At 39.6% G+C, this 24,770-nt stretch carries 22 protein-coding genes; 14 read left to right on the top strand and 8 right to left on the bottom strand.

Translation table 11 applies throughout. From position 1 onward, the window contains the following. Positions 1–3 precede the first annotated feature (3 nt). Complete coding sequence (locus ACPF64_RS03340; protein ID WP_426456101.1) at positions 4–579, top strand: TMEM165/GDT1 family protein; 576 nt, start codon at positions 4–6, stop codon at positions 577–579. Between the two features lie 61 nt (positions 580–640). Here the strand turns inward: ACPF64_RS03340 and ACPF64_RS03335 are convergent, their stop codons facing one another. After that, on the bottom strand, positions 641–2,779 hold the full coding sequence (locus ACPF64_RS03335) for a TonB-dependent siderophore receptor (RefSeq protein WP_426455575.1): 2,139 nt from the start codon (positions 2,777–2,779) through the stop codon (positions 641–643). A gap of 228 nt (positions 2,780–3,007) precedes the next feature. On the opposite strand from ACPF64_RS03335, the gene ACPF64_RS03330 reads away from it, so the two are divergent. The 5 genes from ACPF64_RS03330 to recJ all read left to right on the top strand — a co-directional run bounded on the left by ACPF64_RS03330 (position 3,008) and on the right by recJ (position 9,330). Then, positions 3,008–3,805: an MBL fold metallo-hydrolase gene (locus ACPF64_RS03330; RefSeq protein WP_426455574.1), complete on the top strand. Its 798-nt coding sequence runs from the start codon at positions 3,008–3,010 to the stop codon at positions 3,803–3,805. Positions 3,806–4,008: 203 nt separating this feature from the next. Next, positions 4,009–5,475 (top strand): IMP dehydrogenase, encoded by a 1,467-nt coding sequence (gene guaB, locus ACPF64_RS03325; RefSeq protein ID WP_003654069.1) that lies wholly within the window; start codon positions 4,009–4,011, stop codon positions 5,473–5,475. A gap of 149 nt (positions 5,476–5,624) precedes the next feature. After that, positions 5,625–6,962: a phosphoglucosamine mutase gene (gene glmM / locus ACPF64_RS03320; protein WP_004639966.1), complete on the top strand. Its 1,338-nt coding sequence runs from the start codon at positions 5,625–5,627 to the stop codon at positions 6,960–6,962. A 10-nt stretch (positions 6,963–6,972) separates the two neighbouring features. Next, positions 6,973–7,629 (top strand): pyridoxamine 5'-phosphate oxidase, encoded by a 657-nt coding sequence (pdxH, locus tag ACPF64_RS03315; RefSeq protein WP_151744165.1) that lies wholly within the window; start codon positions 6,973–6,975, stop codon positions 7,627–7,629. Further along, on the top strand, positions 7,630–9,330 hold the full coding sequence (gene recJ / locus ACPF64_RS03310; RefSeq protein WP_426455573.1) for a single-stranded-DNA-specific exonuclease RecJ: 1,701 nt from the start codon (positions 7,630–7,632) through the stop codon (positions 9,328–9,330). Between the two features lie 49 nt (positions 9,331–9,379). Here recJ and ACPF64_RS03305 read toward each other — a convergent pair whose 3' ends face one another. Beyond that, entirely contained in the window at positions 9,380–10,147 is a 768-nt protein-coding gene (locus ACPF64_RS03305) for a putative porin (protein WP_198496652.1), read from the bottom strand. A 392-nt stretch (positions 10,148–10,539) separates the two neighbouring features. On the opposite strand from ACPF64_RS03305, the gene prfB reads away from it, so the two are divergent. From prfB to ACPF64_RS03280, 5 genes are all read left to right on the top strand, one after another. Beyond that, positions 10,540–11,635, top strand: a protein-coding gene (prfB, locus tag ACPF64_RS03300; RefSeq protein ID WP_100222431.1) for a peptide chain release factor 2 whose coding sequence is annotated in 2 segments (ribosomal slippage) — positions 10,540–10,611 and positions 10,613–11,635 — 1,095 coding nt in all. Because the reading frame shifts where the segments join, the coding sequence is not laid out codon by codon here. A gap of 221 nt (positions 11,636–11,856) precedes the next feature. Further along, positions 11,857–12,159 (top strand): ArsR/SmtB family transcription factor, encoded by a 303-nt coding sequence (locus ACPF64_RS03295; RefSeq protein WP_002121891.1) that lies wholly within the window; start codon positions 11,857–11,859, stop codon positions 12,157–12,159. Positions 12,160–12,191: 32 nt separating this feature from the next. After that, positions 12,192–13,250 carry an alkene reductase gene (locus tag ACPF64_RS03290; RefSeq protein ID WP_017388964.1) on the top strand — a complete coding sequence of 353 codons (1,059 nt, stop codon included), beginning with the start codon at positions 12,192–12,194 and terminating at the stop codon, positions 13,248–13,250. A 158-nt stretch (positions 13,251–13,408) separates the two neighbouring features. Beyond that, positions 13,409–14,701, top strand: a complete 1,293-nt coding sequence (locus ACPF64_RS03285) for a 3-deoxy-D-manno-octulosonic acid transferase (RefSeq protein ID WP_426455572.1) — start codon at positions 13,409–13,411, stop codon at positions 14,699–14,701. Further along, the gene (locus tag ACPF64_RS03280) at positions 14,698–15,408 is read left to right on the top strand and encodes a 16S rRNA (uracil(1498)-N(3))-methyltransferase (RefSeq protein WP_426455571.1); all 711 of its coding nucleotides are present in this window, start codon (positions 14,698–14,700) and stop codon (positions 15,406–15,408) included. The genes ACPF64_RS03285 and ACPF64_RS03280 overlap by 4 nt, the downstream gene beginning before the upstream one ends. On the opposite strand, the gene ACPF64_RS03275 is transcribed toward ACPF64_RS03280, so the two are convergent. Together ACPF64_RS03275 and ACPF64_RS03270 are read right to left on the bottom strand one after the other, a co-directional pair. After that, on the bottom strand, positions 15,405–16,379 hold the full coding sequence (locus ACPF64_RS03275) for a mechanosensitive ion channel family protein (RefSeq protein WP_056482190.1): 975 nt from the start codon (positions 16,377–16,379) through the stop codon (positions 15,405–15,407). The two genes, ACPF64_RS03280 and ACPF64_RS03275, sit on opposite strands and share 4 nt — an antisense overlap. Before the next feature lie 112 nt (positions 16,380–16,491). Further along, a complete protein-coding gene (locus ACPF64_RS03270; RefSeq protein ID WP_426455570.1) occupies positions 16,492–17,067 on the bottom strand; it encodes a DUF805 domain-containing protein in 576 nt (191 codons plus the stop codon). A 563-nt stretch (positions 17,068–17,630) separates the two neighbouring features. Between ACPF64_RS03270 and acs the strand changes: the two genes are divergently transcribed. Beyond that, positions 17,631–19,580, top strand: a complete 1,950-nt coding sequence (gene acs, locus ACPF64_RS03265) for an acetate--CoA ligase (RefSeq protein ID WP_426455569.1) — start codon at positions 17,631–17,633, stop codon at positions 19,578–19,580. Positions 19,581–19,623: 43 nt separating this feature from the next. Here the strand turns inward: acs and ACPF64_RS03260 are convergent, their stop codons facing one another. Then, positions 19,624–20,166: a cysteine hydrolase family protein gene (locus ACPF64_RS03260; protein WP_004639941.1), complete on the bottom strand. Its 543-nt coding sequence runs from the start codon at positions 20,164–20,166 to the stop codon at positions 19,624–19,626. 105 nt (positions 20,167–20,271) lie between these two features. Here ACPF64_RS03260 and ACPF64_RS03255 point away from each other — a divergent pair, with 105 nt between their 5' ends. Beyond that, positions 20,272–20,685 carry an Lrp/AsnC family transcriptional regulator gene (locus tag ACPF64_RS03255; RefSeq protein ID WP_005044234.1) on the top strand — a complete coding sequence of 138 codons (414 nt, stop codon included), beginning with the start codon at positions 20,272–20,274 and terminating at the stop codon, positions 20,683–20,685. A gap of 93 nt (positions 20,686–20,778) precedes the next feature. Here ACPF64_RS03255 and sfnG read toward each other — a convergent pair whose 3' ends face one another. Both sfnG and msuE read right to left on the bottom strand, forming a co-directional pair. Further along, positions 20,779–21,891 (bottom strand): dimethylsulfone monooxygenase SfnG, encoded by a 1,113-nt coding sequence (gene sfnG / locus ACPF64_RS03250; protein WP_005038056.1) that lies wholly within the window; start codon positions 21,889–21,891, stop codon positions 20,779–20,781. Positions 21,892–21,936: 45 nt separating this feature from the next. Next, complete coding sequence (gene msuE, locus ACPF64_RS03245; protein ID WP_004639934.1) at positions 21,937–22,674, bottom strand: FMN reductase; 738 nt, start codon at positions 22,672–22,674, stop codon at positions 21,937–21,939. A 376-nt stretch (positions 22,675–23,050) separates the two neighbouring features. Here msuE and ACPF64_RS03240 point away from each other — a divergent pair, with 376 nt between their 5' ends. Continuing rightward, complete coding sequence (locus tag ACPF64_RS03240) at positions 23,051–23,701, top strand: response regulator (protein WP_003654038.1); 651 nt, start codon at positions 23,051–23,053, stop codon at positions 23,699–23,701. Between the two features lie 46 nt (positions 23,702–23,747). Here ACPF64_RS03240 and ACPF64_RS03235 read toward each other — a convergent pair whose 3' ends face one another. Then, positions 23,748–24,515: a hypothetical protein gene (locus ACPF64_RS03235; protein WP_426455568.1), complete on the bottom strand. Its 768-nt coding sequence runs from the start codon at positions 24,513–24,515 to the stop codon at positions 23,748–23,750. Between the last annotated feature and the right edge of the window lie 255 nt (positions 24,516–24,770).

The raw sequence follows: 24,770 nt of genomic DNA, 5'->3' as shown, positions 1-24,770 counted from the left end.
GACATGCAAGAATTTCTGATTTCTACCTCAATTGTTGCCCTAGCTGAAATGGGTGATAAAACTCAATTACTCGCCCTTTTACTGTCTGCACGTTTCCGTAAGCCAATCCCTATTCTCATTGCGATTCTTTTAGCAACTTTAATTAACCATGGTATCTCTGCTGTGCTTGGACAGTGGATTACGACGGTCTTAAGCCCCGAAATATTAGTTTGGGTTCTTGCGGGTGGTTTTATTGGTATGGCGTTCTGGATGCTTATTCCAGATAAGTTAGATGATGAAACAGATAGTATTAATAGATGGCAAAAATTTGGTGTTTTTGGCGCAACCTTTATCTTGTTTTTCTTGGCTGAAATTGGCGATAAAACGCAGATTGCAACAGTGGCCTTAGCTGCTCGTTACGACAGTATTTTCTTGGTTATGCTGGGTACAACGTTAGGTATGATGATTGCTAATGCACCAGCTGTATTTATTGGTAATAAATTAGCTGAACGTTTATCTATCTCGCTCATTCATAAAATTGGTGCGGCTATTTTCTTAATTGTAGGTGTCTCTACTTTAGTGCAGCATTATTTTTTCTAAAACATTTAAAGCTGCCATAAAAAAACGCACTCAATTCGAGTGCGTTTTTTTGTCGATCGTTTTAGTAGTTAAATTTCACTGTAAAGTTAATTTGGCGTGGATTACCCAGTGTTACCATATTTTCATTCAGTGCTCCGGCATAGTAATCTTTATCAAATAGATTACGGATAGCAAGTTGAGCGCCCCAATGCCCAGCGTCATAGCCAGCTTCAGTGTCAAAGACTGTATAGCCTGGAATATGAACATCTAACTTATCCATGGTTTTATAAGTTTCTCCACGGAATCCACCACCCACATACCAACCAAGTTTTGATGCTGGGTCAAATTTATAACGTGCTGATAAGCTATAAGCATGTTCTGGAATATTATCAAGAGGTTTTCCAACATTGCTAATATTTGTATCTTTACTAATTTCTGCATCAGCCGTGTAGGTATAAGTTGCGGTGAGCTTTAAACCATCAAGAATATCTGCATTTAGTTCAGTCTCAATCCCACGGGTTAACTGTTCACCGCGCTGGATTTTGAAAGTAGTATCCGTAGTAGTAGGATCGTTGACCAAAACATTTTGACGTTTTAAATCATACCAAGCGATACTACCTTGTACACGCTGATCAGGACTTTGTAATTTCATCCCGACTTCAATCTGTTTGCCTTTTTCAGGATCAAAAGTATTTCCAGCAGAGTCTGAGCCACTTGTTGGGAAGAAGGAGGTTGCATAGCTGACATAAGGTGCGACTACATCATTGATTGTATATAACAATGAGGCGTTACCCGTAAAAGCCTCTTCCGATTTTTTAGTATTGGTATTTTTAACTAAATCTACAGTTTGGGTTTGAGCCCAATCTTGGCGGCCAGCAAGATTCAAAACGAGCTGGTCATTAATTTGAATGCGGTCGCGTAAATATAACCCCATATATTTTAGACGGTTTATATCATGGTTCGTGACTTTTTCAGGACAAGTAACTGTTGTGCCGTACTCTGGTGAATAGAGATTCAAATTTGTGGCAGTACAGCGATTATTTAGATAATCATTTTTATCTTGCAGACCATCTATTCCGACCGTTATCTGGTGTGCCATATCCGCAATTTGAAAGGTCTTTTGGACACTATTGTCGATTGAGAAACTTAGATTGCTGACATCCTGATAGCGTGCTTGACGCTTAAGTGTTGTATAGTTTTTATCCGTCCAGCCATTGTAAAATACGGCAGGACCAATCATTTCGGTTTTTTGAATTGCAAAGTTTTGCTTAAACTCCCAGCCATTATTAAAAGCATGCCTAAAGTTATAACCTGTACGGAATACGTCGGCATCATAAGCTCCGTAGCTCGGTTCACCAATAAATAAGTCTTTAGGTAAGCTTCCATTAGGATTATCTTTTAAGGTACCAATGACGGGTAAACCTTGCTGACGAATATATTCGCGGTGCTGGTAACTTGCGATGACAGAAAGGTCCGTGTTATCTCCTAAATCGAAGTTATAAGAAGGGGAGATGTAGTAATTTTTAAAATACACATAATCTGTCGGGTCATCTTGGTCAGAAATACGACCATTTAAACGGAAAGCACCTTTTTCACTATTATTGGGGCTATAGTTGAAATCGAAGGTACCTTCTTTAAGGTTGTAACTACCATAAGTCATGCTAGCACGAGCAAAACTTTCTGCTTGAGGGCGTTTAGTGACTAAATTAACAATACCACCTGGCTGGACCAATCCAAAATTAACAGAAGCTGGACCTTTTAATATTTGTACTTGGTCAAGTCCTGATATTTCGGCACCTACAAAAGTATTTTGTTGGGCTTGTCGTAAACCATCTATGAAAATTTGATCAGAAGATGTTTGTCCACGAATAATAAAATCATCCCAACCCCGACGACCAAGTTGCCCAGCAGAAATACCAGCTACACCATTTACTGCTTCTGCTAGAGTTCTTGCTTGTTTTTGGTCAAGCTGCTCACGAGTGACTACCGAAACCGACTGCGCAGTTTTAAATAAGGGTGCGTCTGATTTTAAAACCGATGCAGCTTTCGTTGCGACATAGGGAGATGTAGTTTCTTTTTGTGCCTGAATAGAAATTGTGGGTAGCACACTGGTCGAATTTTTTTGTTCTGCTGTTTCATCAGCATGACTTGCTGTCATCGAACTAAAAATAGCAACTGCTAACAATGTTTTGGAGCTTGAAAAATAAGGTGCTTGGTTCATGGGAGGCCTAGACAGCGCAAAAGACAAAAACTGATAATGAGAATTATTTTAATTTATTGTGAGTTAATTTTAAATAACATTATGATTCATTTATAAAATAAGAAAAGCAAAAGCTATTTTAAAATATTATGAGAAAAATAAAGCAATTCATTGCAAGAATTATCGAATCCCTTTATTTTAGTATGGATATAAAAATATCTAATATTTAAAGTTTTTTTGGGGAATTGTATGGGGTTTGAAAAAACAACATCGCAGATATTATTTGATAATGGCGTACATAAATGTATTAGTTTTACCAGTTTGGTCAAAGGGGAAGGCATACAAGCCAATCAATTTTTAATTATTGATCATGAACGAGCTGCGGTGATCGACCCAGGTGGCGATTTGACCTATGTTCCGTTGACTATGGAACTTAATAAATATACGCGATTGAAAAATCTGGATTATGTGATGGCTTCTCATCAAGATCCAGACATTATTACTTCAATGCCGCGCTGGTTAGTCTATACCGATGCCAAAGTGGTCGCTTCTAAATTATGGGCACGATTTTTACCGCACCTCAATTCTGCATTCATGAGTGAACGTATGAAAGGGAATTGGGAAGATCGCCTAATTGAACTACCAGATCGTGGTCAAGTGATTCAATTGGGAGAATCAAAGCTTGTGGTGGTTCCAGCTCATTTTCTACATTCGGTGGGTAATTTTCAGTTCTATGATCCAGTCGCGAAAATTTTGTTTTCTGGCGATATGGGTGCCTCGATTGTTGAGGATGCTAGTCAACCTTTAACAGATTTCGATACGCATGTTATGAAAATGAAAGCTTTTCACCAACGCTATATGTGTTCAAATAAGGTCATCCGGTTATGGGTCAACATGGTCCGTCAGATGGATATTGAAATGATTGTTCCACAGCATGGCAGCCCATTTATTGGTAAAGAAATGATTAATCAATTTTTAGATTGGATTGAGATTTTACCTTGTGGTGTCGATTTAATGTCAGAGCAAATTTTTAGTTGCCCTGCATAAATCTAAATATTATTTCTAATAATTAACCCAGATGAAGTTCTGGGTTATAAAAAGATAAGAGCTAGAAAATAGAGCTAAAAGTATAATTAAGTGGGAATTATTTAGAGTAGGCCGATATCTATTGCTGAAAAAGGCAAAGATAATATGAAAATTGCATTGAAATTTGTTTATAATAGCTCACGGAATTTACCAGTGAGATTGTTATGCTGACCATCGTTCAAGAAGCGCTAACCTTCGATGATGTCTTATTACTTCCTGCCTACTCTACTGTTCTCCCAAAAGATGTCTCTCTAAAGACACGTTTAACTCGCGGCATTCATTTAAATATCCCATTAGTTTCTGCTGCAATGGATACAGTGACTGAGTCACGTATGGCGATTGCGATGTCACAAAATGGCGGTATCGGGATTTTGCACAAAAACATGGATATTGCTGCTCAAGCTGCAGAAGTACGCCGTGTAAAGAAATTCGAAGCGGGTATGGTGAAAGACCCTATCACTGTAACGCCTGAAACTACAGTACGTGAACTGATTGCAATTACTACCGCTAATAACATTAGCGGTGTACCTGTTGTTAAAGACGGCAAGGTTGTTGGTATTGTGACAGGTCGTGATACGCGTTTTGAAACCAATTTAGAACAACCAGTTAGCAACATCATGACAGGCCAAGATCGTTTGGTGACTGTACGTGAAGGCGAGTCTAAAGAAAATATTCAAGCATTATTGCAAAAACACCGTATTGAAAAAGTCTTGGTCGTTGGCGAGAGCAACGAACTTAAAGGCTTAATTACAGTGACTGACTTCCGTAAAGCTGAGAGTTATCCAAACAGTTGTAAAGATGATCTTGGTCGTTTACGTGTTGGTGCTGCGGTAGGTACAGGTGCTGATACACCAAGTCGTGTAGAAGCATTGGTTGAAGCTGGTGTTGACGTAATTGTTGTTGATACAGCACATGGTCATTCAGCTGGTGTAATTGAACGTGTACGTTGGGTGAAACAAAACTTCCCTCAAGTACAAGTAATTGGCGGAAACATCGCAACTGGTGACGCTGCATTAGCATTATTAGATGCAGGTGCAGATGCAGTAAAAGTGGGTATTGGTCCTGGTTCTATCTGTACGACACGTATTGTGGCAGGTATTGGTATGCCACAAATTTCTGCGATTGACAGCGTTGCTAATGCACTGAAAGATCAAATTCCTTTAATTGCAGATGGCGGTATCCGTTTCTCTGGCGATATGGCAAAAGCGATCGGTGCGGGCGCAAGTACAATCATGGTTGGTTCACTTTTAGCTGGTACTGAAGAAGCGCCTGGCGAAGTTGAGTTTTTCCAAGGTCGTTACTACAAAGCATATCGTGGTATGGGTTCATTGGGTGCAATGGCGGGAGCAACCGGTTCTGCTGACCGTTATTTCCAAGACTCAAAAGCTGGTGCTGAGAAGTTAGTACCAGAAGGCATTGAAGGTCGTGTTCCATATAAAGGCCCAATGGGTAACATCGTTCATCAAATGATGGGTGGCTTACGTTCATCGATGGGTTATACAGGTTCATCTGTGATTGAAGATCTTCGCCAAAATGCGAAATTTGTGAAAATTACTTCAGCAGGTATGTCTGAGTCACATGTTCATGATGTAACGATTACTAAAGAAGCTCCAAACTATCGTGTTGGTTAGATTTTGGTAACCAAAACAATGAAGAAAGCCGTCATTACACTGACGGCTTTTTGTTTTTGGTGTAAAGTAAATCTAACGAAAAGAAATATGGCGGAATTGCCATATATGAAGTGAGCCACCGCTGAAGTGGCGTAAGAATGAGATAAGCTATGAGTTATTTTGGAACGGATGGTATTCGTGGAAAATTTGGGCAGATGCCTATTACTCCAGAGTTTGCTTTAAAACTCGGTTTTGCTGCAGGGAAGGTATTAAAACGAACGAGTCCAAAAAATAAACCGCTCGTTGTATTAGGAAAAGACACACGTTTATCTGGTTATATTTTAGAATCTGCTTTGCAGGCGGGCTTAAACGCTGCTGGCGTATATGTTCATCTACTTGGTCCATTACCAACACCAGCAATTGCACACCTTACTCGTGCTTTGCATGCACATGCAGGTATTGTTATTTCTGCATCACATAATCCATATTATGATAATGGGATTAAATTCTTCTCAAGTGAAGGCAAAAAATTACCTGATTCATTACAAGAAGAAATTAACCTTGAATTAGAAAAAGACTTATTCATTGAGGACACTGCAAACTTAGGTAAAAGTGTTCGTGTAAATGATGCAAACGGTCGTTATATCGAATTTTGTAAATCTACTTTCCCTTACCACTTTGATTTAAATAATTTAAAGATTGTGTTGGACTGTGCTCATGGTGCTGCATATAGCGTTGGCCCTTCAGTTTTTCGTGAGCTAGGTGCAAAAGTCATTGCTTTATATAATGAACCAGATGGCTTAAATATTAATGAAAGCTGTGGTTCAACACATCCTGAACACTTGCAAAAAGCAGTGGTTGAGCACCAAGCAGATTTAGGTATTGCCTTTGATGGTGATGCTGACCGTGTTGTGATGGTTGATAAGTTTGGTAACTTAATTGATGGCGACCATATCCTATATATCTTGGCGACTCAGGCGCAAAATAAGCCAGCTGGTATTGTTGGTACTGTCATGAGTAATATGGCACTTGAAGTTGCACTTGAAAAAGCAAATGTTAATTTTGTTCGTGCAAAAGTCGGTGACCGCTATGTATTACAGGCTTTAGAAGAAAATGGTTGGGTGACAGGTGGCGAACCTTCTGGTCATATTCTAACTCTAGACAAGAGTACGACTGGCGATGCCATTATCGCTGCACTTCAAGTTTTAACTGTGATGGTCGAGCAAAATAAGGCTCTTCATGAATTGGTTCAAGACTTTAAACTATTCCCACAAGTTCTCTTAAATGTACGTTTAGAACAAATGCTTGATCCATATTCTATTCCGGCATTGGTTACTGAATTTGATAAAGCAGAAGCACAGCTCAAAGGCCGTGGACGTATCTTAATTCGTAAGTCGGGAACAGAGCCTGTGATTCGTGTCATGGTTGAAGGTGACGATGAGCACGAAGTGAACGCTTTAGCTCAGCATTTAGCAGATTCAGTTCGCTCACAAGCACAAGTCGCATAAGGTACATGACATGAGTGATGTCATTAAAGATTTAAGTGAATTACGCTTGAGCTATGAGCAAGGCGAGTTGTATGAGGGGCAGGTTGAATCAAACCCTCATCAGCAGTTTCTTGGTTGGTTTAACCATGCTCTAGCAGCCAATTTGCATGAACCCTATGCCATGTCGTTAGCAACAGCGGGTGCCAATGGCAGACCACATGTTCGAACAGTTTTGTTGCGCGGTGCTACAGAAGCTGGCTATGATTTTTATACTAACTATGACAGTCAGAAAGGTATAGATTTGGCAGAAAACCCATATGCTGAATTATTATTTTACTGGCCGAGTCTAGAGCGTCAGGTGAGAGTTGGTGGTCATGTAGTAAAAATTTCTGAACAGGAATCTACAGATTACTATCGTAAACGACCACGTGATAGCCAGATTGCAGCGCATATCAGTACTCCACAAAGTGGCAAAATTGAAAGCCGAGAGCTGTTACAGCAGCGCTTTCAAGACTTACAACAGCAAGTCGAAAGTCGTGAAGTGCTTGATAAGCCAGAGTTCTGGGGAGGCTATCGTCTGCAACCAGATTATTATGAATTCTGGCAAGGGCGACCAAATCGTTTACATGACCGCTTGAGTTATGAAAAAATTGACGGTCAATGGATGCTGCACCGGCTGATGCCTTAAATGACAAAAATACAAATCAAACAAAGACCTTTATTGACACGCCCTGAACAGTTTCAGGGCGTGCCGCCGTTTATTGCCGAGATTTTGGCAAGACGTGGAGTCCAATCTGAACAGGAATTAGAGCTCAAGCTTAAGAATTTACTTGCTCCAGAGCTCAAAGGTCTAGAAACCGCTGTAGCATTAATGGATCAAGCCATTGATGAGCAGAAAAAGATTGTTATTGTCGGGGACTATGATGCCGATGGAGCAACCAGCACCGCGTTAATGGTATTGGTGCTTCGCGATATGGGGGCACAAGTCGATTATTTGGTTCCCGATCGGTTTAAGTACGGTTATGGGCTTACGCCTGCAATTGCAGAGCTTGCTCATCAAACTTATCAACCAGATCTATTAATTACTGTCGATAATGGAATTTCCAGCCATGCAGGTGTGGAAACTGCTCAGGCCTTGGATATGCAGGTCATTATTACCGACCACCATTTAACAACGAAAGAAACACCTCCAGCACAAGCAGTTGTTAACCCAAATCAGTTAGGTTGTGATTTCCCAAGTAAAGCGCTTGCAGGTGTTGGCGTTGCATTTTATGTGCTGGCGAATTTGGCAAGTTTACGTAACAAGCAAGGCAAAAGTACAAGTAAAGTCACACAATATCTAGATTTAGTGGCTTTGGGAACTTATGCCGATGTTGCTGTATTAGATTATAACAACCGTATATTGGTGGATGCAGGTGTAAAGCGAATCCAACAACACCAATGCCGAGTTGGAATTTTAGCGCTATTGGATATTGCTCGTAGAGAGGCGAGTTCATTACGTGCACAAGATCTAGGATTTGTTATAGGACCCCGTATTAATGCTGCTGGACGTATGGAAAGCATGCGTATTGGGATTGAATGTTTACTTGCAGAGAATATGGAAACTGCCTATCCAATTGCTCAGCAATTAAATCAACTCAATATAGAGCGGCGCCAGATAGAAGGGGAGATGAAGCAACAAGCTTTGTCTGCTTTAGATAGTTTGCAACTTTCAAAAGAAGATATTCCACAAGCCCTTGTACTCTTTGAAGAGAGTTGGCATCAAGGTGTGATTGGGATTGTAGCAGGGCGTTTAAAAGAACAGTTCCATCGCCCAACTATTGTTTTTGCACCAGATGAAGATGGTATCCATATTAAAGGCTCTGCGCGTTCAATTGATGGAGTACATATTCGAGATACAATTGAACAAGTTGCTGAACAACATCCAGAATTGGTGAGTCATTTTGGTGGACATGCAGCAGCGGCTGGCTTAACGATTCGAAAAGAAAACTTTGATGCTTTTAAAACTGTTTTTACTGGCTATGTTGCAGCCATGGAAGAATCTCTATTCCAAGCAACACTATGGACGGATGGAGAGTTACCAGCTTCTGCTTTGCAACTAGATACACTGGACTGGATAGAGCAGCTTGGACCATGGGGGCAAAAATTCCCTTTTCCTCAGTTTGAAGGGAAATTTAAGGTCGTTGATTATCGCTGGCTTAAAGAAACACATTTAAAACTTAGATTAGCCCTAGATCAATATACTTTTGATGCGATTGCATTTAATGCAGCTGGTCGTTTTGAATTTAATCCTATGCGAGATGAAGTTCATTTAGTATATGAAATGGATCGTAATGCATTTAATGGCAATGTAAATTTGCAATTGCGTATTGTGCATTTAAACCAATAAAAAAAATCCGCTCATTAGAGCGGATTTTTTTATGTGCTTTTAAGCGATATTAGAAGCGGTATCCTGCACGAACACCATAAGTGTTGTCGTTGTCACCGAAACCAATACGACCTTCAAGACTTACTTGTTGATTTAAGAATTTTTTAGCATTAATACCAAATTCATCTTTATCAGTTAAGTCGTTATTGTAGTAATCCACACCAAGACTTAAAGTTTTATCGATGTAGTAGTCACCACGAACTTTATATTCGTCAAGGTCACCAAACGCACCAAACGCTTCAAGGTTTACGTCATGTTGACCTACTTGAGTTACGTATTTAGCACGAACTGTTGGATCAGCGCCGTCTTTACCGTCTTTTTCGTCGTAACCTTTAACACCTAGAGCAAGTAATAAACCAGGAGCTGGTAAATAACCTACTTCAGCAGCATAAGTCGTAACTTTCTGGTCGTAATTAGTGTTGTCAATTTCACTCTCATTTCGACCTACATCACCGCTAAGGTAGAAATCTGAGTTAGGAACGTAGTATTCAACACCTACGCCATACTGAGTGTCTTTAGTACCGCTGTTATCGCCATAGTTGATAAGAGCGTTAACATTACTTGCACGGCTTAAGAAAGCTGCTTCAGCAAGTGGAGCGTTACGAGTTTGAACAGGATTAAAGTAATAAGTCCCGTCAACACCGAATTTGCTTACACTGCTGCCGTCATCTGGATCAAGATAATTGTAAGAACCACCAACTTCAGCTTGGTAAGCATTTGCTGCGCCACTTACTGCCAGTGCAGATAAAAGAGCTGATGCAATTGCTAGTTTTTTCATGGAATCTCTCCCCTCTAAAAAGCGATTTTATAAATGTTTTGTTACAACTTTTAGTCTAGACCAAAATGCTTATGCGTCAATCTTACTCAAGTAACCGTATTGTAACCATGTTCATTTTGTGTAAATGAGTTTTAATTAATATATTGATTATTAAGTAAAAATTAAGAATGTTTTATTTTATTAAAATTGAGGATATTTTGTGTAGATCATAAAAAATGCTGTAAAAGTACCCAATTTTGTATGTGGATATTACAGATTAAACTTAAAATGGAGTGAATAAAATTTAGAAATTAAATGAGTGAAATATAATGAGAAATACAAAGCAGGTTCGAAGATAACCGCAGCTATGCTAAAATAATCGACTGTTTATCTGCTTTTATGGGAACACTCGCGTGGAAATTAATCCTTATCTAAACCAATTGAAAGACTTAACTGATCGTAGCCAAACACTACGGGGGTATCTTTGACTACGATCTGAAAAAAGAACGTTTAGAAGAAGTTTTACGTGAGTTAGAAGACCCTGCGATTTGGAATGACCAAAGCCGTGCTCAGGCAATGGCGAAAGAAAAGGGCGAACTAGAAAACGTTATTAATGTGTTGGATGGCTTGTCAACACAACTTGAAGATGCAAAAGCAATGCTAGATTTGGCCGTAGAAGCCGATGATGAAAGCTTACTTGAAGATGTTCAGTCTGAGCTTGGCGCTGCCGAAGATGAACTGGCTAAACTTGAATTCCGTCGTATGTTTAGCAACCCGATGGACCCGAATCCTTGCTATGTCGAGATTCAATCAGGTTCGGGCGGTACTGAAGCACAAGACTGGGCATCTATGCTATTACGTATGTATATGCGCTGGATCGAACGTCATGGCTTTAAAGCTGAACTCATGGAAGTATCTGATGGCGATGTGGCGGGCATTAAGTCTGCAACGATTCGTGTTGAAGGTGAATATGCCTACGGTTGGTTGCGCACTGAATCAGGTGTACACCGTTTAGTTCGTAAATCACCATTTGACAGTGGTAACCGCCGTCATACCTCATTCTCTGCGGTATTTATTTCTCCAGAAGTTGATGACAATATTGAAATTGATATTAACCCTTCTGATGTTCGTACAGATACTTACCGTGCATCTGGTGCAGGTGGTCAGCATATTAACAAAACCGATTCGGCAGTTCGTTTGACTCACACTCCAACAGGTATTGTGGTGGCGTGTCAGAACCAACGTTCACAACATGCTAACCGTGACCATGCATGGAAACAGTTACGTGCGAAACTGTATGAGTTGGAAATGCAAAAACGTAATGAAGCGGCTCAAGCCTTAGAAGACTCGAAGTCTGATATTGGTTGGGGAAGCCAGATTCGTTCGTATGTATTAGATGATTCGCGTATTAAAGACTTACGTACGGGCGTTGAAAATTCTAATACGGGTGCTGTTCTTGATGGTGACCTTGATCGCTTTATTGAGGCGAGCTTAAAACAAGGTTTATAAGAGTCTGCTGAACTTTTAGTTTAAATACAGTTCATCTATGAATATGTAGAACTCTTGGATTTTTAGCGATTAAAACGGCAAAGCAGTTCAGCCTTTAAATGTTAATCGAAAAAATGCGATATGAATATCGGAAAAAATAGATATGAATATCGCAAAAATGCGATATGATGTTTTCGAAATGCTGAATAAAGCTTTGTTCGTTTAAAAGACGTGTTGAGCCTATGGATATTGATGCAATTAGCAAAGCCCTTTCCAATCCGCTACGTCGGCAAATTTTACAATGGTTGAAAGAACCTGCGCATTATTTACCGGTGGAAGAGTGCGGTGGTAGTTTTGAGAAGGGTGTTTGTGCAGGTCATATTGAACGATTGGGTAAAGTAGCGCAGTCTACAATGTCTAATCATTTGTCTGTTTTACAACAGGCGGGCCTAATTCAGGTCCAAAAATATGGTCAATGGTCTTATTTTTCACGTAACGAAGCTTTGATTCAGCAATATATCGAACATTTAAAACAAACACTTTAACTCTTTAAATTAAAGTGTAAGTCGAGGCGACTATGGCTGAACTCAATACTCCTTTAACGGTTGGTGATTTTGAAATTAAAAATCGATTGGTAATGGCTCCATTAACGCGTGCACGTAGTGGTGAAAGCCGAGTACCGAATGATTTAATGGTTGAATATTATCAACAGCGTGCAAATGCTGGTCTTATTTTGACTGAAGCAACAGTGATTGGTTCAAAAACTGTGGGTTATGCAGAAACTCCAGGATTATGGTCACAAGAGCAGGCACAGGCTTGGAATAAAATTATTGAGGCAGTTCATGCTCAAGGTTCAAAAATTGTAGCCCAATTATGGCATGTGGGCCGTATTTCGCATCCTGAGCTTTTAGATGGTGATACTCCTGTTGCACCGAGTGCGATTCAACCTGCGGGTGAAGTGAGTTTATTACGTCCTAAACGTCCATATGTAACGCCACGTGCGCTTTCAATTGAAGAAATTAAAGAGGTTGTAGCTCAATATAAACATTCCGCAGAATTGGCTAAAGCAGCTGGTTTTGATGGTGTTGAGTTACACGCGGCAAATGGTTATTTAATTGACCAGTTCCTTCAAAGTAACACCAATCAACGTAATGATGAGTATGGTGGTCCAGTTGAAAACCGTGCACGTTTATTATTAGAAGTGATTGATGCGTTTATTGAAGTGTGGGGCGCTGGCCGAGTTGGTGTTCATATTGCACCACGTGGTGATTCGCACGATATGGGTGATGAAAATCCGTTAGCGACATTTGGTTATGTCGTTGAGCAGTTGAACCAACGTAATGTTGCTTTCATTTTCTCTCGTGAATATGAAGCTGCCGATAGTATTAGTCCACAACTTCGTGAAAAATTTAATGGTGTATGGATTGCTAATGAAAATCTAACACCAGAGTCTGCAAAACGTATTTTGCGTGATGGTGAAGCTGACGCAGTATCTTTTGGTAAAGCATATATTGCCAACCCAGATCTTTTACAGCGTTTAGAGCAAGACTTGCCTTTAAATGAACTTCAACCTACGACTTTATATGCTAAAGGCGCTGAAGGTTATACAGACTATCCAACGCTAGAAGCTTCGTAAATTTTTTGAAATGATTGTTTACTGACCTAGTTTATTTATGAACTCAGTAAATCGCTTTTCTTGTAATGGTAGAGTTTAGGTATCGAAACTCTGCCATTTTTTCTATCTATGTTATATTTTCCCCAGTTTTTAAATTTTGACTATTTGAGGCAAACCGCTTGGCGACCCCTTTTTGGTACAACACCGCACTTCATTTATTAAAACCCTTTTACCGCTGGCGGATAAAAAAACGTGCAGAAAGCCAGGAATTATATAATCAGGAATGTCTTGAAAGATTTGGGCCGTTTGAATCTCCGAAGAATGTGAGAGCAATCTGGTTCCATGCTGTCTCGGTTGGAGAAACTAACGCCGCGCAGCCTTTAATCGAGCATTATCTTAAACTTGGACAGCCTGTTTTAGTGACCAATACGACTAAAACGGGGCAGGCACGTGCCAAATCGTTATTTTTAAAAGCCCCTTATTTAGACTTGTTTCAAGCAGTTTATTTGCCTGTTGACCAGAAGCATCTTTTAAAACAATTTTTTGAGTTGTATCAGCCAAAACTTTTAGCATTGGTTGAAACAGAACTTTGGCCAAATTTAATTGATCAGGCTAAACAGCAGCATGTTCCATGTTTATTATTAAATGCACGGTTATCAGAAAAATCAGCGAAGGGTTATGGGCGAGTTACAGGTCTAACAGCAGGAATGCTGAAAAAAATTGACTGGGTGTTGGCACAAGATAATGCGACTCGACAACGTTATGTAGAACTTGGCTTAGATCAACAAAAAAGTCAGGTGGTTGGAAATATTAAATTTGATATTCACGCCCCTGAAGCATTTGTAAATCAGGCTGCAAAGCTACACCAGCTATGGTATTTGGGGCAACGCAAAGTCCTGACCATTGCCAGTACGCATGCACCCGAAGAACAACAAATTTTGCAGGCACTTCAGCCTTATTTAAAGTCAGATCCAGATTTAGTTTGTATTGTTGTACCTCGACATCCTGAACGTTTTGACGAAGTATTTGAAATTTGCCAAAACTTAGATTTAATTACTCATCGTAGAAGTTTGAACCAAAGTATTCATACCAGTACACAGGTTTATCTAGCCGATAGCATGGGTGAACTTTGGTTATGGTACGCCTTAAGTCAGGTGTGTTTTGTGGGCGGCTCTTTAAATGAACCGGGTGGTGGGCACAATATTTTAGAGCCTATGGTTTTAAATGTTCCAACAGTAATTGGACCTCGTTATTTTAACTTCCAAACCATTGTTGATGAGTTCATTGATGAAAATGGTGTATTGATTGCTCAAAATGCAGAGCAGGTTGTGGCAATCTGGATGGCTTGTTTAGCTGAACCTGATCAGACCCAACAAGTGGTAGAGCAAGCGCATAAAGTCTTACAACGTAATCAAGGCTCATTGCAAAAACATATTGGCGTAATTAATCGGTATTTGGCCGAAAAGCCATGAATATCGTTTTACTAGAGTCTGAAGATATTCAGTCAGACACGTGGTCAATTCACTCAAAGCGCCAATTACAGCATTTACGTGATCATCTTGATATTACAGTCGGCCAAAATCTAAAAGTTGGTATCCGTAACGGCGCACGTTATATCACGGAAATTGTTTCGATTAACGAGCAAGAAGTCTGTCTTCAGCCTATCAGTGAAGAAGCTGTACCTGCAAAAATTCCGGTTCATTTAATTGTGGCATTACCCAGACCTAAAGTTTTACGCCGTTTAATTATGGACAGTGTGACTTTAGGTGTTGAAAAAATTAGTCTGATTCATAGTTATCGGGTCGATAAAAGTTACTGGCAGACTCCCTTTTTACATCAAATCGACAACTACGTTACTTTGGGACTTGAGCAAGCAGGGGACACGATTGTTCCTGAAATTCAAATGTATAAACGCTTTAAGCCTTTTGTTGAAGATGTCTTATCTACATTTATTTCAGAAGAGTGCCCTGCCTATGTGGCCCATCCATATGTAGAGCAAAGTATGCCAATTAATATTGATCACGCCTGTAGTGTTGTGGTCGGACCCGAAGGTGGTTTTATCCCTTATGAGGTTGATTTACTCATAAAAAACGGCTGCCAAGCAGTGAGCTTAGGCAACCGTATTTTAAGAACAGAAACGTCTATTTCTTATATTTTAGGGCGTTTATTCGCAGCTTAAGCATTTGGCTTAACGGTTTCTTCAGCTGGTTGATCACCACGATACATTTTTACTTCTTGTACCGGATATGGAATTGAGATGTTATTTTCATCAAACGCATCTACAACCCTTTCCTGAATTTCACTAATCGAAGCAGAGGTGGTTGTTTCCGTTGTGTCTACCCACCAACGAACTGTTAGATTGACAGAGAAATCTGCAAGAGCCGTTACGTTGACCGAAAATGCAGGTTGGCTAAGCACATTACGGCTGTTGTCGAGTAGTTTAAGAATGACTGCTTTTGCCTTTTGAACATCGTCTTCATAGCCAATTCCGACTACAAATTCACAGCGGCGACGTTGATAGGCAGTATTTACAGTTACTGCACTGGTGTAAACAGTCGCGTTAGGAATAACAATACGACGGCCATCGGGGGAACGTAAAAAGGTCGCACGGATTTGAATATCTTCTACGGTTCCTTCCATGTTGTTGACAATAATGTCATCGCCAATACGGAAAGGTTCGCTGAGTAAAATTAAAATACCAGAGAGTAAGTTCTGAAAGATATCTTTAAATGCGAAACCAATTGCGACGGAACCAATCCCTAGAGCACTCATTAATTGACCCGGTGTAAACCCTGGAATCGAGATAACTAAAGCAATTAAGAAGCCAAAGAATAGAATCGCTGTACTGCCTACACGGTTCAACACAAGCACAAGGTTTTGACGCGTGTAAGAGCGGTTTTCTAAGGTTTTGCGAACAAAGAATTTAAATAATTTGGTCAGTAGCCAAAAAATAATAAAAACGATAATCGCAATACAAATATAAGGCACACGTTCCCAGAAGCTATCCACAATTTTATCGATTGTGGTATAGGCATCATGATACTTTTCAGTATGGGCTAAAACTGTTTGAGTGGTTTTAGTACCCGCCTCTTGTAAAAGTTCGCCTGTATTTTTTGCGACATCTGTTAAGGATGTTTGTTCATCAGCCACGACAAGTCTCAATTAAAAAAATTATGAAAGCAATTTTCAGCTTTCATCATAGTAGGAGATAAAATGTGCGCCTACTATAATGAGTTCATCTGAATAATAAAGTGTTTTTTAATTAAAAGTATTCCGTTCCTTTTTGTAAGATTTGTGTCGGTGTCTCTAGGGTATCGGTTCCTGAGAAATAATAAAAAATTCCTGCTGTTGAAATGAGGCTAATTAAAATAGCCACTAAAATAAGCCAAGCCATGAGCTTTTCTATAAACGTTGAAGGTCGAACAGGACCATATTGATTGGTACCTGCTGTACCTGAGGCAAGCAGTAAATAAATCATAAAAAAGAATTGAACAACCGGAATAAGCAACAGCAACCCCATCCAGCCACTCTTATTTAAATCGTGCAGACGTCGAACAACGAGAACAATATTTAAATAAATTAAAAACAGCGAAAAGGCCCAGACCACTGATGCACTGGCTCCAGAAAGAGAGCTATAAAATTCAAAATTAAATAAATTGCTTGAAAGCTGAAAACTTCCAAGAAATGAAGCCAAAATGAAATAGCCCAAGAGGGTGACTAAATAAATCAGTCCATAACCACCTAAATAGCTCATACGATTAAAACGTCCATGAATTGAAAACGGACTATCTTTAAAAGGGAGTTGTGGTGGGCGTGAGGAGCTTGTTTGGGCAAACATATTATTTTATTCCTGTGTTGCGTATAAGAGACAAAATAATCTTTGTTGATGATCAAAACCATCAAATCTTGAAAAAATTATAAAAGTAATGCGAGGGTCTGTTTATATTTTATCTATGATTGCGACAGAGAATACTTTTTAGATGATGTTAGGCAGATATTATGAATATTTAGTCATTCTAAATGAGTAATGTCTAACGACACAGCATCAAAAAGTATTTCTGTCCCAAAGGGTTGTAGCTAAAATTACCCAAAACTGCGTTATGAAATTTGACAATAGAGACGCTATTTTCTGCATTTCATGCCTTGTTTCGTGAAATTTTAGCTTACAACGCAATTTATATATAAAGTATGAACAGACCCTATAGACAAATGTTTTAAATCAACTTAATTTTATAAAAATGTTCACAATTTCGTATGCTTGAGTAGGTGGTTAATATATGACCAAAGTCGCATTGTTTGGACTTTGAAAGAGCCATCATACTGCAAAGGCATGCAAATAAGATCCAGTAAAATAATAGCCACAGTCTCGAGATGGGATGCACAAGATCAAGGAAGTTGCGTATGAATGAGATCTATCCAGTACCAGAGGAATTTAAAAAAACAGCTCGTACTGTTGAAGCAGACTACTTTAAACGTTATCAACACTCTATCGAGAACCCAGATGAATTCTGGGCAGAGCAAGCTAAAATTGTCGATTGGATAAAGCCATTTACCCAAGTTAAAAATACGAGTTTTGACAAAGACAATTTCAAAATTGAATGGTTTGCTGATGGTGAGTTGAATGTATCGGCAAACTGCCTAGACAGGCATCTTAAAGAACATCCTCATAAACCTGCAATTATTTGGGAAGGTGATCATCCTTCTCGCCATAAAATCGTTTCTTATAAAGAATTACATGATGAAGTCTGCCGCTTTGCCAACGTTTTAAAGAAATATGGCATTGGTAAAGGTGATCGCGTTGTGCTCTATATGCCAATGGTCACTGAAGCTGCAATTGCCATGTTAGCGTGTGCTCGTATTGGCGCGGTTCACTGTGTGGTATTTGGTGGGTTCTCGCCAGATTCTTTGGCAAGTCGTATTGAAGATAGCCAAGCTAAACTTGTGATTACAGCAGACTCAAGTCTACGTGCGGGCAAGTTGTTACCACTCAAAGAAAATGTCGATTTGGCTTTAGCGTTGCCGGGTACAGAGTGTGTTGAAAATGTAGTTGTGGTTTACCGTAATGCGAACCCGATTGAAATGAAGCCGGGCCGTGATTTGTGGTATCACCTTATTATTATGGAGGTTGATGCAAACTGTCCTCCAGAGCCTATGAAGGCAGAAGACCCATTATTTATTCTCTATACATCTGGTTCTACAGGTAAGCCTAAAGGGGTCTTGCATACCACAGGTGGTTATTTAGTCTATGTAACAAGTACTTTTAAAGAAGTTTTTGATTTAAAACAAGATGATGTGTACTGGTGTACGGCAGATGTAGGCTGGATTACAGGACATAGTTATCTGATTTATGGCCCACTTGCAAATGGCACCACAACCTTAATGTTTGAAGGGGTACCTCAATATCCAACATGGGCACGTCTTGGTCATGTGGTCGATAAGCACAAAGTCTCTATTTTATATACGGCTCCAACTGCGATTCGCGCCATGATGCGTGAGGGCGACACTTATGTGCGCGAAAGTAATCGTAGTAGCTTGCGTTTACTCGGTTCGGTTGGTGAACCTATTAACCCTGAGGCTTGGAACTGGTACTACAATGTAGTTGGTGAAGGCCGTTGCCCAATTGTTGATACGTGGTGGCAAACCGAAACTGGCGGTATTTTAATTGCGCCATTGCCGGGAGCAACAGCTTTAAAACCGGGTTCCGCAACACGTCCGTTATTTGGTATTCAACCTGCCATTGTAGATGGTGAAGGTAATGAGCTAGAAGGTGTAGCAGAAGGCAATCTAGTCATTAAAGATTCATGGCCAGGCCAAATGCGTACCATTTGGGGTGATCCAGATCGCTTTATTGAAGCTTATTTCTCGACCTTTAAAAATAACTACTTTACAGGTGATGGTGCTCGCCGTGATGAAGATGGCTATTACTGGATTACAGGCCGCGTAGATGATGTCTTAAACGTTTCAGGTCACCGTCTGGGGACGGCTGAAATTGAAAGCGCTTTGGTGTCGCATGAATCAGTAGCAGAAGCTGCGGTGGTGGGAATGCCACATGATATTAAAGGGCAGGGTATTTGTACTTTTGTGACCTTACAAGCGGGTGTTCCAGAGTCGGAAGAACTACGTAAAGAATTAATTAATTGGGTACGTAAAGTGCTTGGACCAGTTGCATCTCCTGATGCACTACACTGGGCACCAGCATTACCTAAAACGCGTTCTGGTAAAATCATGCGCCGTATTTTAAGAAAAATTGCGGCAAATGAGTTAGATAGTTTAGGTGATACCTCAACTTTGGCTGAACCTGCTGTGGTAGATCAGTTAATCGCAACGGTCTATCCTGATAAGCAAAACTAATTTTTAAAAAAGCCCCAAATGGGGCTTTTTTATTGGACCTTATTTAAGATTTTGCTAGAAAATCGGCAGTATTCTGTACATTCGCAAACGTACTAAGCGCAGTTAAAAAAGCAGTTTGCACGTCTTCAGCTTTTACAGTTTTTCCGTCATGGCTTAAATCACGTGTTGCGGTGGCATCTGCAATTAAGATTGGTTGATAACCTAGCTCCTTAGCGGCACGTGTCCCTGAGTCAATACACATATGCGTCATCATGCCTGTAATCACGAGTTGCTCAATTTGATGTGCTTTTAAAAGTTCATCTAAATTGGTTTCTAAAAAACTGTTTGGATAATGCTTTATCACAATTAATGCATCATTTTGAGCGTTGAGTTCAGGGTGAAGTAAAACACCGTCGGTATTTTCTTGAAAGAAGCTGGCCTGTGGTGGGTTAATATGTTGTACATAAATAATTGGAAGGTTTTTCTCACTGAAATATTGTTCAAGCTGTTTTATTTTTTCTAGTGCTTGATCTGGCCCAACCAATTCCATTTTGCCATTTTTAAAATAATCATTTTGTACATCGATAATTAATAGTGCTTGTTTCATGAGATCACTCTTGTTGATATGAGATAAAACAAGATTATTCTCTGCCAGTAAAATCAGCTATAGTCAGATGAAAGCATTATCGCCAGTTTTCTTTCGCCATGAAAAATGAATATTGAATTAGACCCGATTGATCTAAAAATTATTGCATTACTTAAACAGGATTCTCGGCTAACCAATAAAGAAATTGGGCAGCGTGTCCATCGGACAGGACAGGCGGTGGGCGCTCGAATTGCTCAGTTAATGGATGCAGGGATTATCAAAAATTACACCATTGCCGTTCAATACAGCCATAAACAATTTATTCATTTACATTTAAATGAACAACGCGCATTTGAAGAAATTGAAAATTTGGTTAAGCAATATGAACAAATCGATGAATGCTTTAAAGTTATGGGCAATGCTTGCTATATGATTGTCAGCCATTTCGAGCCCTCCGCATTAAATGAATTTATTGAGAAACTTTCAAAATGGTGTCGCTATTCGGTTGAAACAGTGATTCGAGAAGTTGAAAAATCTTAAAAAATAAAGGCTCCAAGCCGAGTCTTGGAGCCAATAAGTCTTTATTTTTAATTTATTGTTTTTATTGTCTTGCGCTGCTTTAACTGAAGTTTTTTAGGCTGATTTGGCTTGAATTTCTATCTCCTTTTCTTGTTGAAGTTCTAATTGGCGTACGAGCGGTAGAACTTTTTCCCCAAAATATTCTACCTCTTCAATGAAATGTAAGAATCCAGAAAGAATCAAATCAACACCAACCTCTTTAAGCGCCACAATACGCTCTGCAATTTGTTGGGGTGTACCAATTAAATTGGTTTTAAAACCATCGTTATATTGCACTAGATCTTCAAAACTTGATTTCGCCCAGTTACCTTGTTGCTCTGGTGAGGCTGCACCTGCTTCACGTGTTGCATCGCCAAATGCATTCACGGCTTCCGTATTGGCTTTATCAATAATTTCTTGAAGTACCGCTTTTGCTTCTTCTTCGGTATCTCTGGCAATAATGAAGGCATTCACCCCAATTTTGACATGATGATTGTTGGCTTTTGCTTTAGTACGAATGTCTTCGACTTGTTTTTGAATCTCTTCTACCGTATTACCATTGGTGAAATACCAGTCAGATACACGAGAAGCCATGTCACGTGCAGCGCGGGAGCTACCACCCTGAAACACTTCAATATAAGGCTTTTGTAAAGGCTTCGGTTTAAGTGTGTAGTTTTGGAATTGGTAGTATTTACCATCGAAACTATAGTTATCGGTGGTCCAGATTCCTTTTAGAGTGCGAATGAATTCTTCAGAGCGGACGTAGCGTTGGTCATGCTCTGGCCATTCTTCACCAATCGCATCAAATTCTCCTCTAAACCAGCCACTGACCACATTAATGGCAATACGGCCTTCGGTTAGATAGTCGATTGTTGCAAGTTGTTTAGCAGCGAGTGCCGGTTTCCAAGGGCCGGGCAGAATAGCAGCAATGACCTTAAGTTTTTCAGTTTTTGCTAATAATGCATGACTGAAACTGACTGATTCATGCTGATTTTCTGCCCCATAGCCCGCCGTAAAACGAATTTGAGTGAGCGCATATTCAAAACCATTTTTTTCGGCAGCCTGTGCAAGTCGAACATTGTAGTCGTAACTCCAGTCTGTACGCTGCTCGATGTTACTTACTACAAGGCCACCGCTTACATTTGGTACCCAATAAGCAAATTTAATCGGTTGTTGTAATTGCGTCATGGTGCGCTCTCCCAAATTCGTTATTTTTATTTAGACATATTGCGGTTAGGCAACATGCGTTAATGATTTGCCAGACTTGTGATGTAAGCGAGATTCCGCTGCATCAAGATCTGGAACGGCTGCTGAAGGTAAGACTTCTTCTTGCTCAATCTGTTTATTAATCCCAAGCTCTTGGTTCGCTTGCTGAGATTTAGATTTGATGACTTCAGCACGCTTACCTTTGGCTGGTGCCCATTCTAAAATTGGTAATGCGCGAGCTACTGCTAGCGTAATACGATCTGCTAATTGCTCGCTTTTAACCGTGTATTCAGGAGTAAAGTCGCGATCTGTTGCATATACGCCAATTGGTAAAGTTTGTGCTTGGAAGAAGCTAAACAATGGACGAAGCTGATGCTCGAGTACAAGCGCATGTCGATCACTACCGCCAGATGCAGCTAAAAGTACAGGCACATCAACCAAAGCTGTTTGTTCAACAAAATCGAAGAAATGTTTGAACAAACCTGTGAAAGAAGCACGGTAAACAGGTGTACCTACAATTAAAGCATCTGCTGCTTCAACCGCTGCAAGGTCATCTTGTACACGCTGTGGAAGTTGGTTGCGATAAAATGCGCCGCCTAATAAAGGCCCAATTTCGCTTAATTTAATAAAATGAACTTTAATATCGATTGCTTCAGATAATTCATCAAGAATGGCTTGAACCAGACTTTCCGTTTTAGATGGGGTATTTAAGCCACCAGAAACAGCAACAATATTCAAAGGTTTTGGTGATGTGATACCAGTCATAATTTGGTTCCTAAGCCTAAAAAAGGTGATTGGACCTATTAATCAACAACGACGGTAAACTGTAAAATAACGAAATTGGTCAACCTTATCTGTTTTAAATATAAAAGATAAATAGTGGATTTTTATACTTTGTTTTTTTATTAAGTTATTGTTTTTATTTTATATAATTATTGGTGATATATTTTTTATAATAAAAAGGAAGCTTATATAAAAAACAGATTAATTTTGATTAAAAGTTAAAAAACATCTGAAAATTTTTGCTAAGTTCTGCATTTATCAACATTTTGCATAAAAATGGATAAGATGAACGTATCTTTCATCTAAATAGTAGGGTTACAATAGGCCACAATTATGCTCAAGATTACTTTAATCGCTTATGAATATTTTAATCGTTGATGATCATCCTTTGTTTCGTCATGCTTTAATTCAAGCAGTACGTTATAGCCTGCCACAGGCACAAATTCATGAAACAGCTTCGGTTGATGAGTTTTATGAGCGTTTGGAAAATGGGGCAGAACCTGATCTGGTATTGCTTGATTTAAATTTACCGGGTGCTTCAGGCTTTTCTGCTTTGGTTTATGTGCGAGCACAGTATCCAGCTATTCCAATTATTGTGGTTTCTGCACATGAAGAAACTTCAATCATTCAGCGTGCGATTGCACATGGCGCGATGGGTTATATCCCTAAATCTGCGCATCCAAGCCATATTGGCGAAGCGATTCGTCAGGTCTTAGAAGGTGATATCTGGTTACCACCTAACTTGCCATCTAACCTTAATCTTGACCCTCGAGCGGCAGATGAAACGGCATTGGCAGAACGTATTCAGTCATTAACGCCTCAGCAGTTCCGTGTTTTGATGATGGTTGCAGAAGGCTTATTAAATAAACAGATTGCCTACGAGCTAGATGTTTCAGAAGCAACGATTAAAGCCCATGTGACAGCCATCTTTAGAAAATTGGGTGTGCAAAACCGAACACAGGCAGTACTGGCAATTAGTGCATTAAATATTGAAGATAGAAAAATCTAAAAATTAAAAAAAAGACCTCAATTGAGGTCTTTTTTATATATGTGAATTAAGCAAGGCAGTCTTGTTTTGGGGTTAGGCTGTCGCAGTACAATGGGTTGAGTGCGCATTGCAAATCATCAATTTGTTCTTGCGTCACATAACGTTTCATTTTTAAATATTCAGCTACGCGGTCATCACGCAAGCTTAAGAACGCCGCATCATAAACACCCAAATCAACAAACAGGGCAGCTGTTTCTAGGCTGTTGAATCGATCAAGGAAAATATCGTTGCCATACATTAAGAAGATATGGTCGAGTTTTGCTTTTGCATCAACATGTAGACGTTCAGCAAGTTGATCTGGATGAGTCTTAATAAAGAGTAAATCAGAGAGTTCATCAAACTGAGTCATGTCTAACTGATTTTCTCCGAGTTTGACATGACCAAGCCAAGCTTTGAAAACGAGTACAGCCCCTCCGCGAAGCAACATGCTCCAGATTTGATGACGGGTATCGTGATCTAGATTTTCACTTTCCGCAGTGAGGACTTGTAAGAAGTTTTCTTCTTGTTGACCTAATTTATCAAATAGACCCAAACCTTGTGGATGGTAAGCAGCTGGGGCAAATACATCAAAATTCAAATCATGAAAAATATTGAGCGCGAGCGGAACGGCGCACTGATAAATGGTATTTAATGCTTTGATATGTGCTTCATTGAGTTTGCTGTTGGGAAAAATACTTTGCCAATCTAATTCAGGAAGTAAAGCATTGGCACTGTATTGACGATAAAACTGTTGAGATGAGAGTTGCCCTTGTTGGGATGTATCAAAAGTATTCATGGCAATTGTCCTTTGCATTAATAAGTTGGTATGGATGTTTTATAAATTGGAAATGGGCTATGAAATCTTGAAGCATATAAAATGCACATCGATTATTTATGGAACATGAAGAATGCAAGTGGAATACGACTAAAGTTGTATATGAGAGTTTTTGGTTTATTTTCTTATAAAAAATATAAGCTTATTAAATTGTAACTAGGTGTACACGTGTTCACTTACAAAAAAGGTGGGCTTTGCCATAGGAAAAGGGGCATT

The organism is Acinetobacter sp. KB005 (genome assembly GCF_049949095.1).
Taxonomy (GTDB): Bacteria; Pseudomonadota; Gammaproteobacteria; order Pseudomonadales; family Moraxellaceae; genus Acinetobacter; species Acinetobacter calcoaceticus.
The sequence above is the reverse complement of the archived record's forward strand: the minus strand, read 5'-3'. Positions and strand labels throughout refer to the sequence as shown.

What these genes read in the sequence shown, in the direction of transcription:
- pdxH (WP_151744165.1), top strand. Translation starts at nt 6,973, where the DNA reads ATGAGTGATGTCATTAAAGATTTAAGTGAATTACGCTTGAGCTATGAG.
- ACPF64_RS03340 (WP_426456101.1), top strand. Translation starts at nt 4, where the DNA reads ATGCAAGAATTTCTGATTTCTACCTCAATTGTTGCCCTAGCTGAAATG.
- acs (WP_426455569.1), top strand. Translation starts at nt 17,631, where the DNA reads ATGAATGAGATCTATCCAGTACCAGAGGAATTTAAAAAAACAGCTCGT.
- ACPF64_RS03255 (WP_005044234.1), top strand. Translation starts at nt 20,272, where the DNA reads ATGAATATTGAATTAGACCCGATTGATCTAAAAATTATTGCATTACTT.
- ACPF64_RS03240 (WP_003654038.1), top strand. Translation starts at nt 23,051, where the DNA reads ATGAATATTTTAATCGTTGATGATCATCCTTTGTTTCGTCATGCTTTA.
- msuE (WP_004639934.1), bottom strand. Translation starts at nt 22,674, where the DNA reads ATGACTGGTATCACATCACCAAAACCTTTGAATATTGTTGCTGTTTCT.
- sfnG (WP_005038056.1), bottom strand. Translation starts at nt 21,891, where the DNA reads ATGACGCAATTACAACAACCGATTAAATTTGCTTATTGGGTACCAAAT.
- ACPF64_RS03295 (WP_002121891.1), top strand. Translation starts at nt 11,857, where the DNA reads ATGGATATTGATGCAATTAGCAAAGCCCTTTCCAATCCGCTACGTCGG.
- ACPF64_RS03235 (WP_426455568.1), bottom strand. Translation starts at nt 24,515, where the DNA reads ATGAATACTTTTGATACATCCCAACAAGGGCAACTCTCATCTCAACAG.
- ACPF64_RS03260 (WP_004639941.1), bottom strand. Translation starts at nt 20,166, where the DNA reads ATGAAACAAGCACTATTAATTATCGATGTACAAAATGATTATTTTAAA.
- ACPF64_RS03330 (WP_426455574.1), top strand. Translation starts at nt 3,008, where the DNA reads ATGGGGTTTGAAAAAACAACATCGCAGATATTATTTGATAATGGCGTA.
- ACPF64_RS03280 (WP_426455571.1), top strand. Translation starts at nt 14,698, where the DNA reads ATGAATATCGTTTTACTAGAGTCTGAAGATATTCAGTCAGACACGTGG.
- ACPF64_RS03335 (WP_426455575.1), bottom strand. Translation starts at nt 2,779, where the DNA reads ATGAACCAAGCACCTTATTTTTCAAGCTCCAAAACATTGTTAGCAGTT.
- ACPF64_RS03290 (WP_017388964.1), top strand. Translation starts at nt 12,192, where the DNA reads ATGGCTGAACTCAATACTCCTTTAACGGTTGGTGATTTTGAAATTAAA.
- recJ (WP_426455573.1), top strand. Translation starts at nt 7,630, where the DNA reads ATGACAAAAATACAAATCAAACAAAGACCTTTATTGACACGCCCTGAA.
- glmM (WP_004639966.1), top strand. Translation starts at nt 5,625, where the DNA reads ATGAGTTATTTTGGAACGGATGGTATTCGTGGAAAATTTGGGCAGATG.
- guaB (WP_003654069.1), top strand. Translation starts at nt 4,009, where the DNA reads ATGCTGACCATCGTTCAAGAAGCGCTAACCTTCGATGATGTCTTATTA.
- ACPF64_RS03305 (WP_198496652.1), bottom strand. Translation starts at nt 10,147, where the DNA reads ATGAAAAAACTAGCAATTGCATCAGCTCTTTTATCTGCACTGGCAGTA.
- ACPF64_RS03270 (WP_426455570.1), bottom strand. Translation starts at nt 17,067, where the DNA reads ATGTTTGCCCAAACAAGCTCCTCACGCCCACCACAACTCCCTTTTAAA.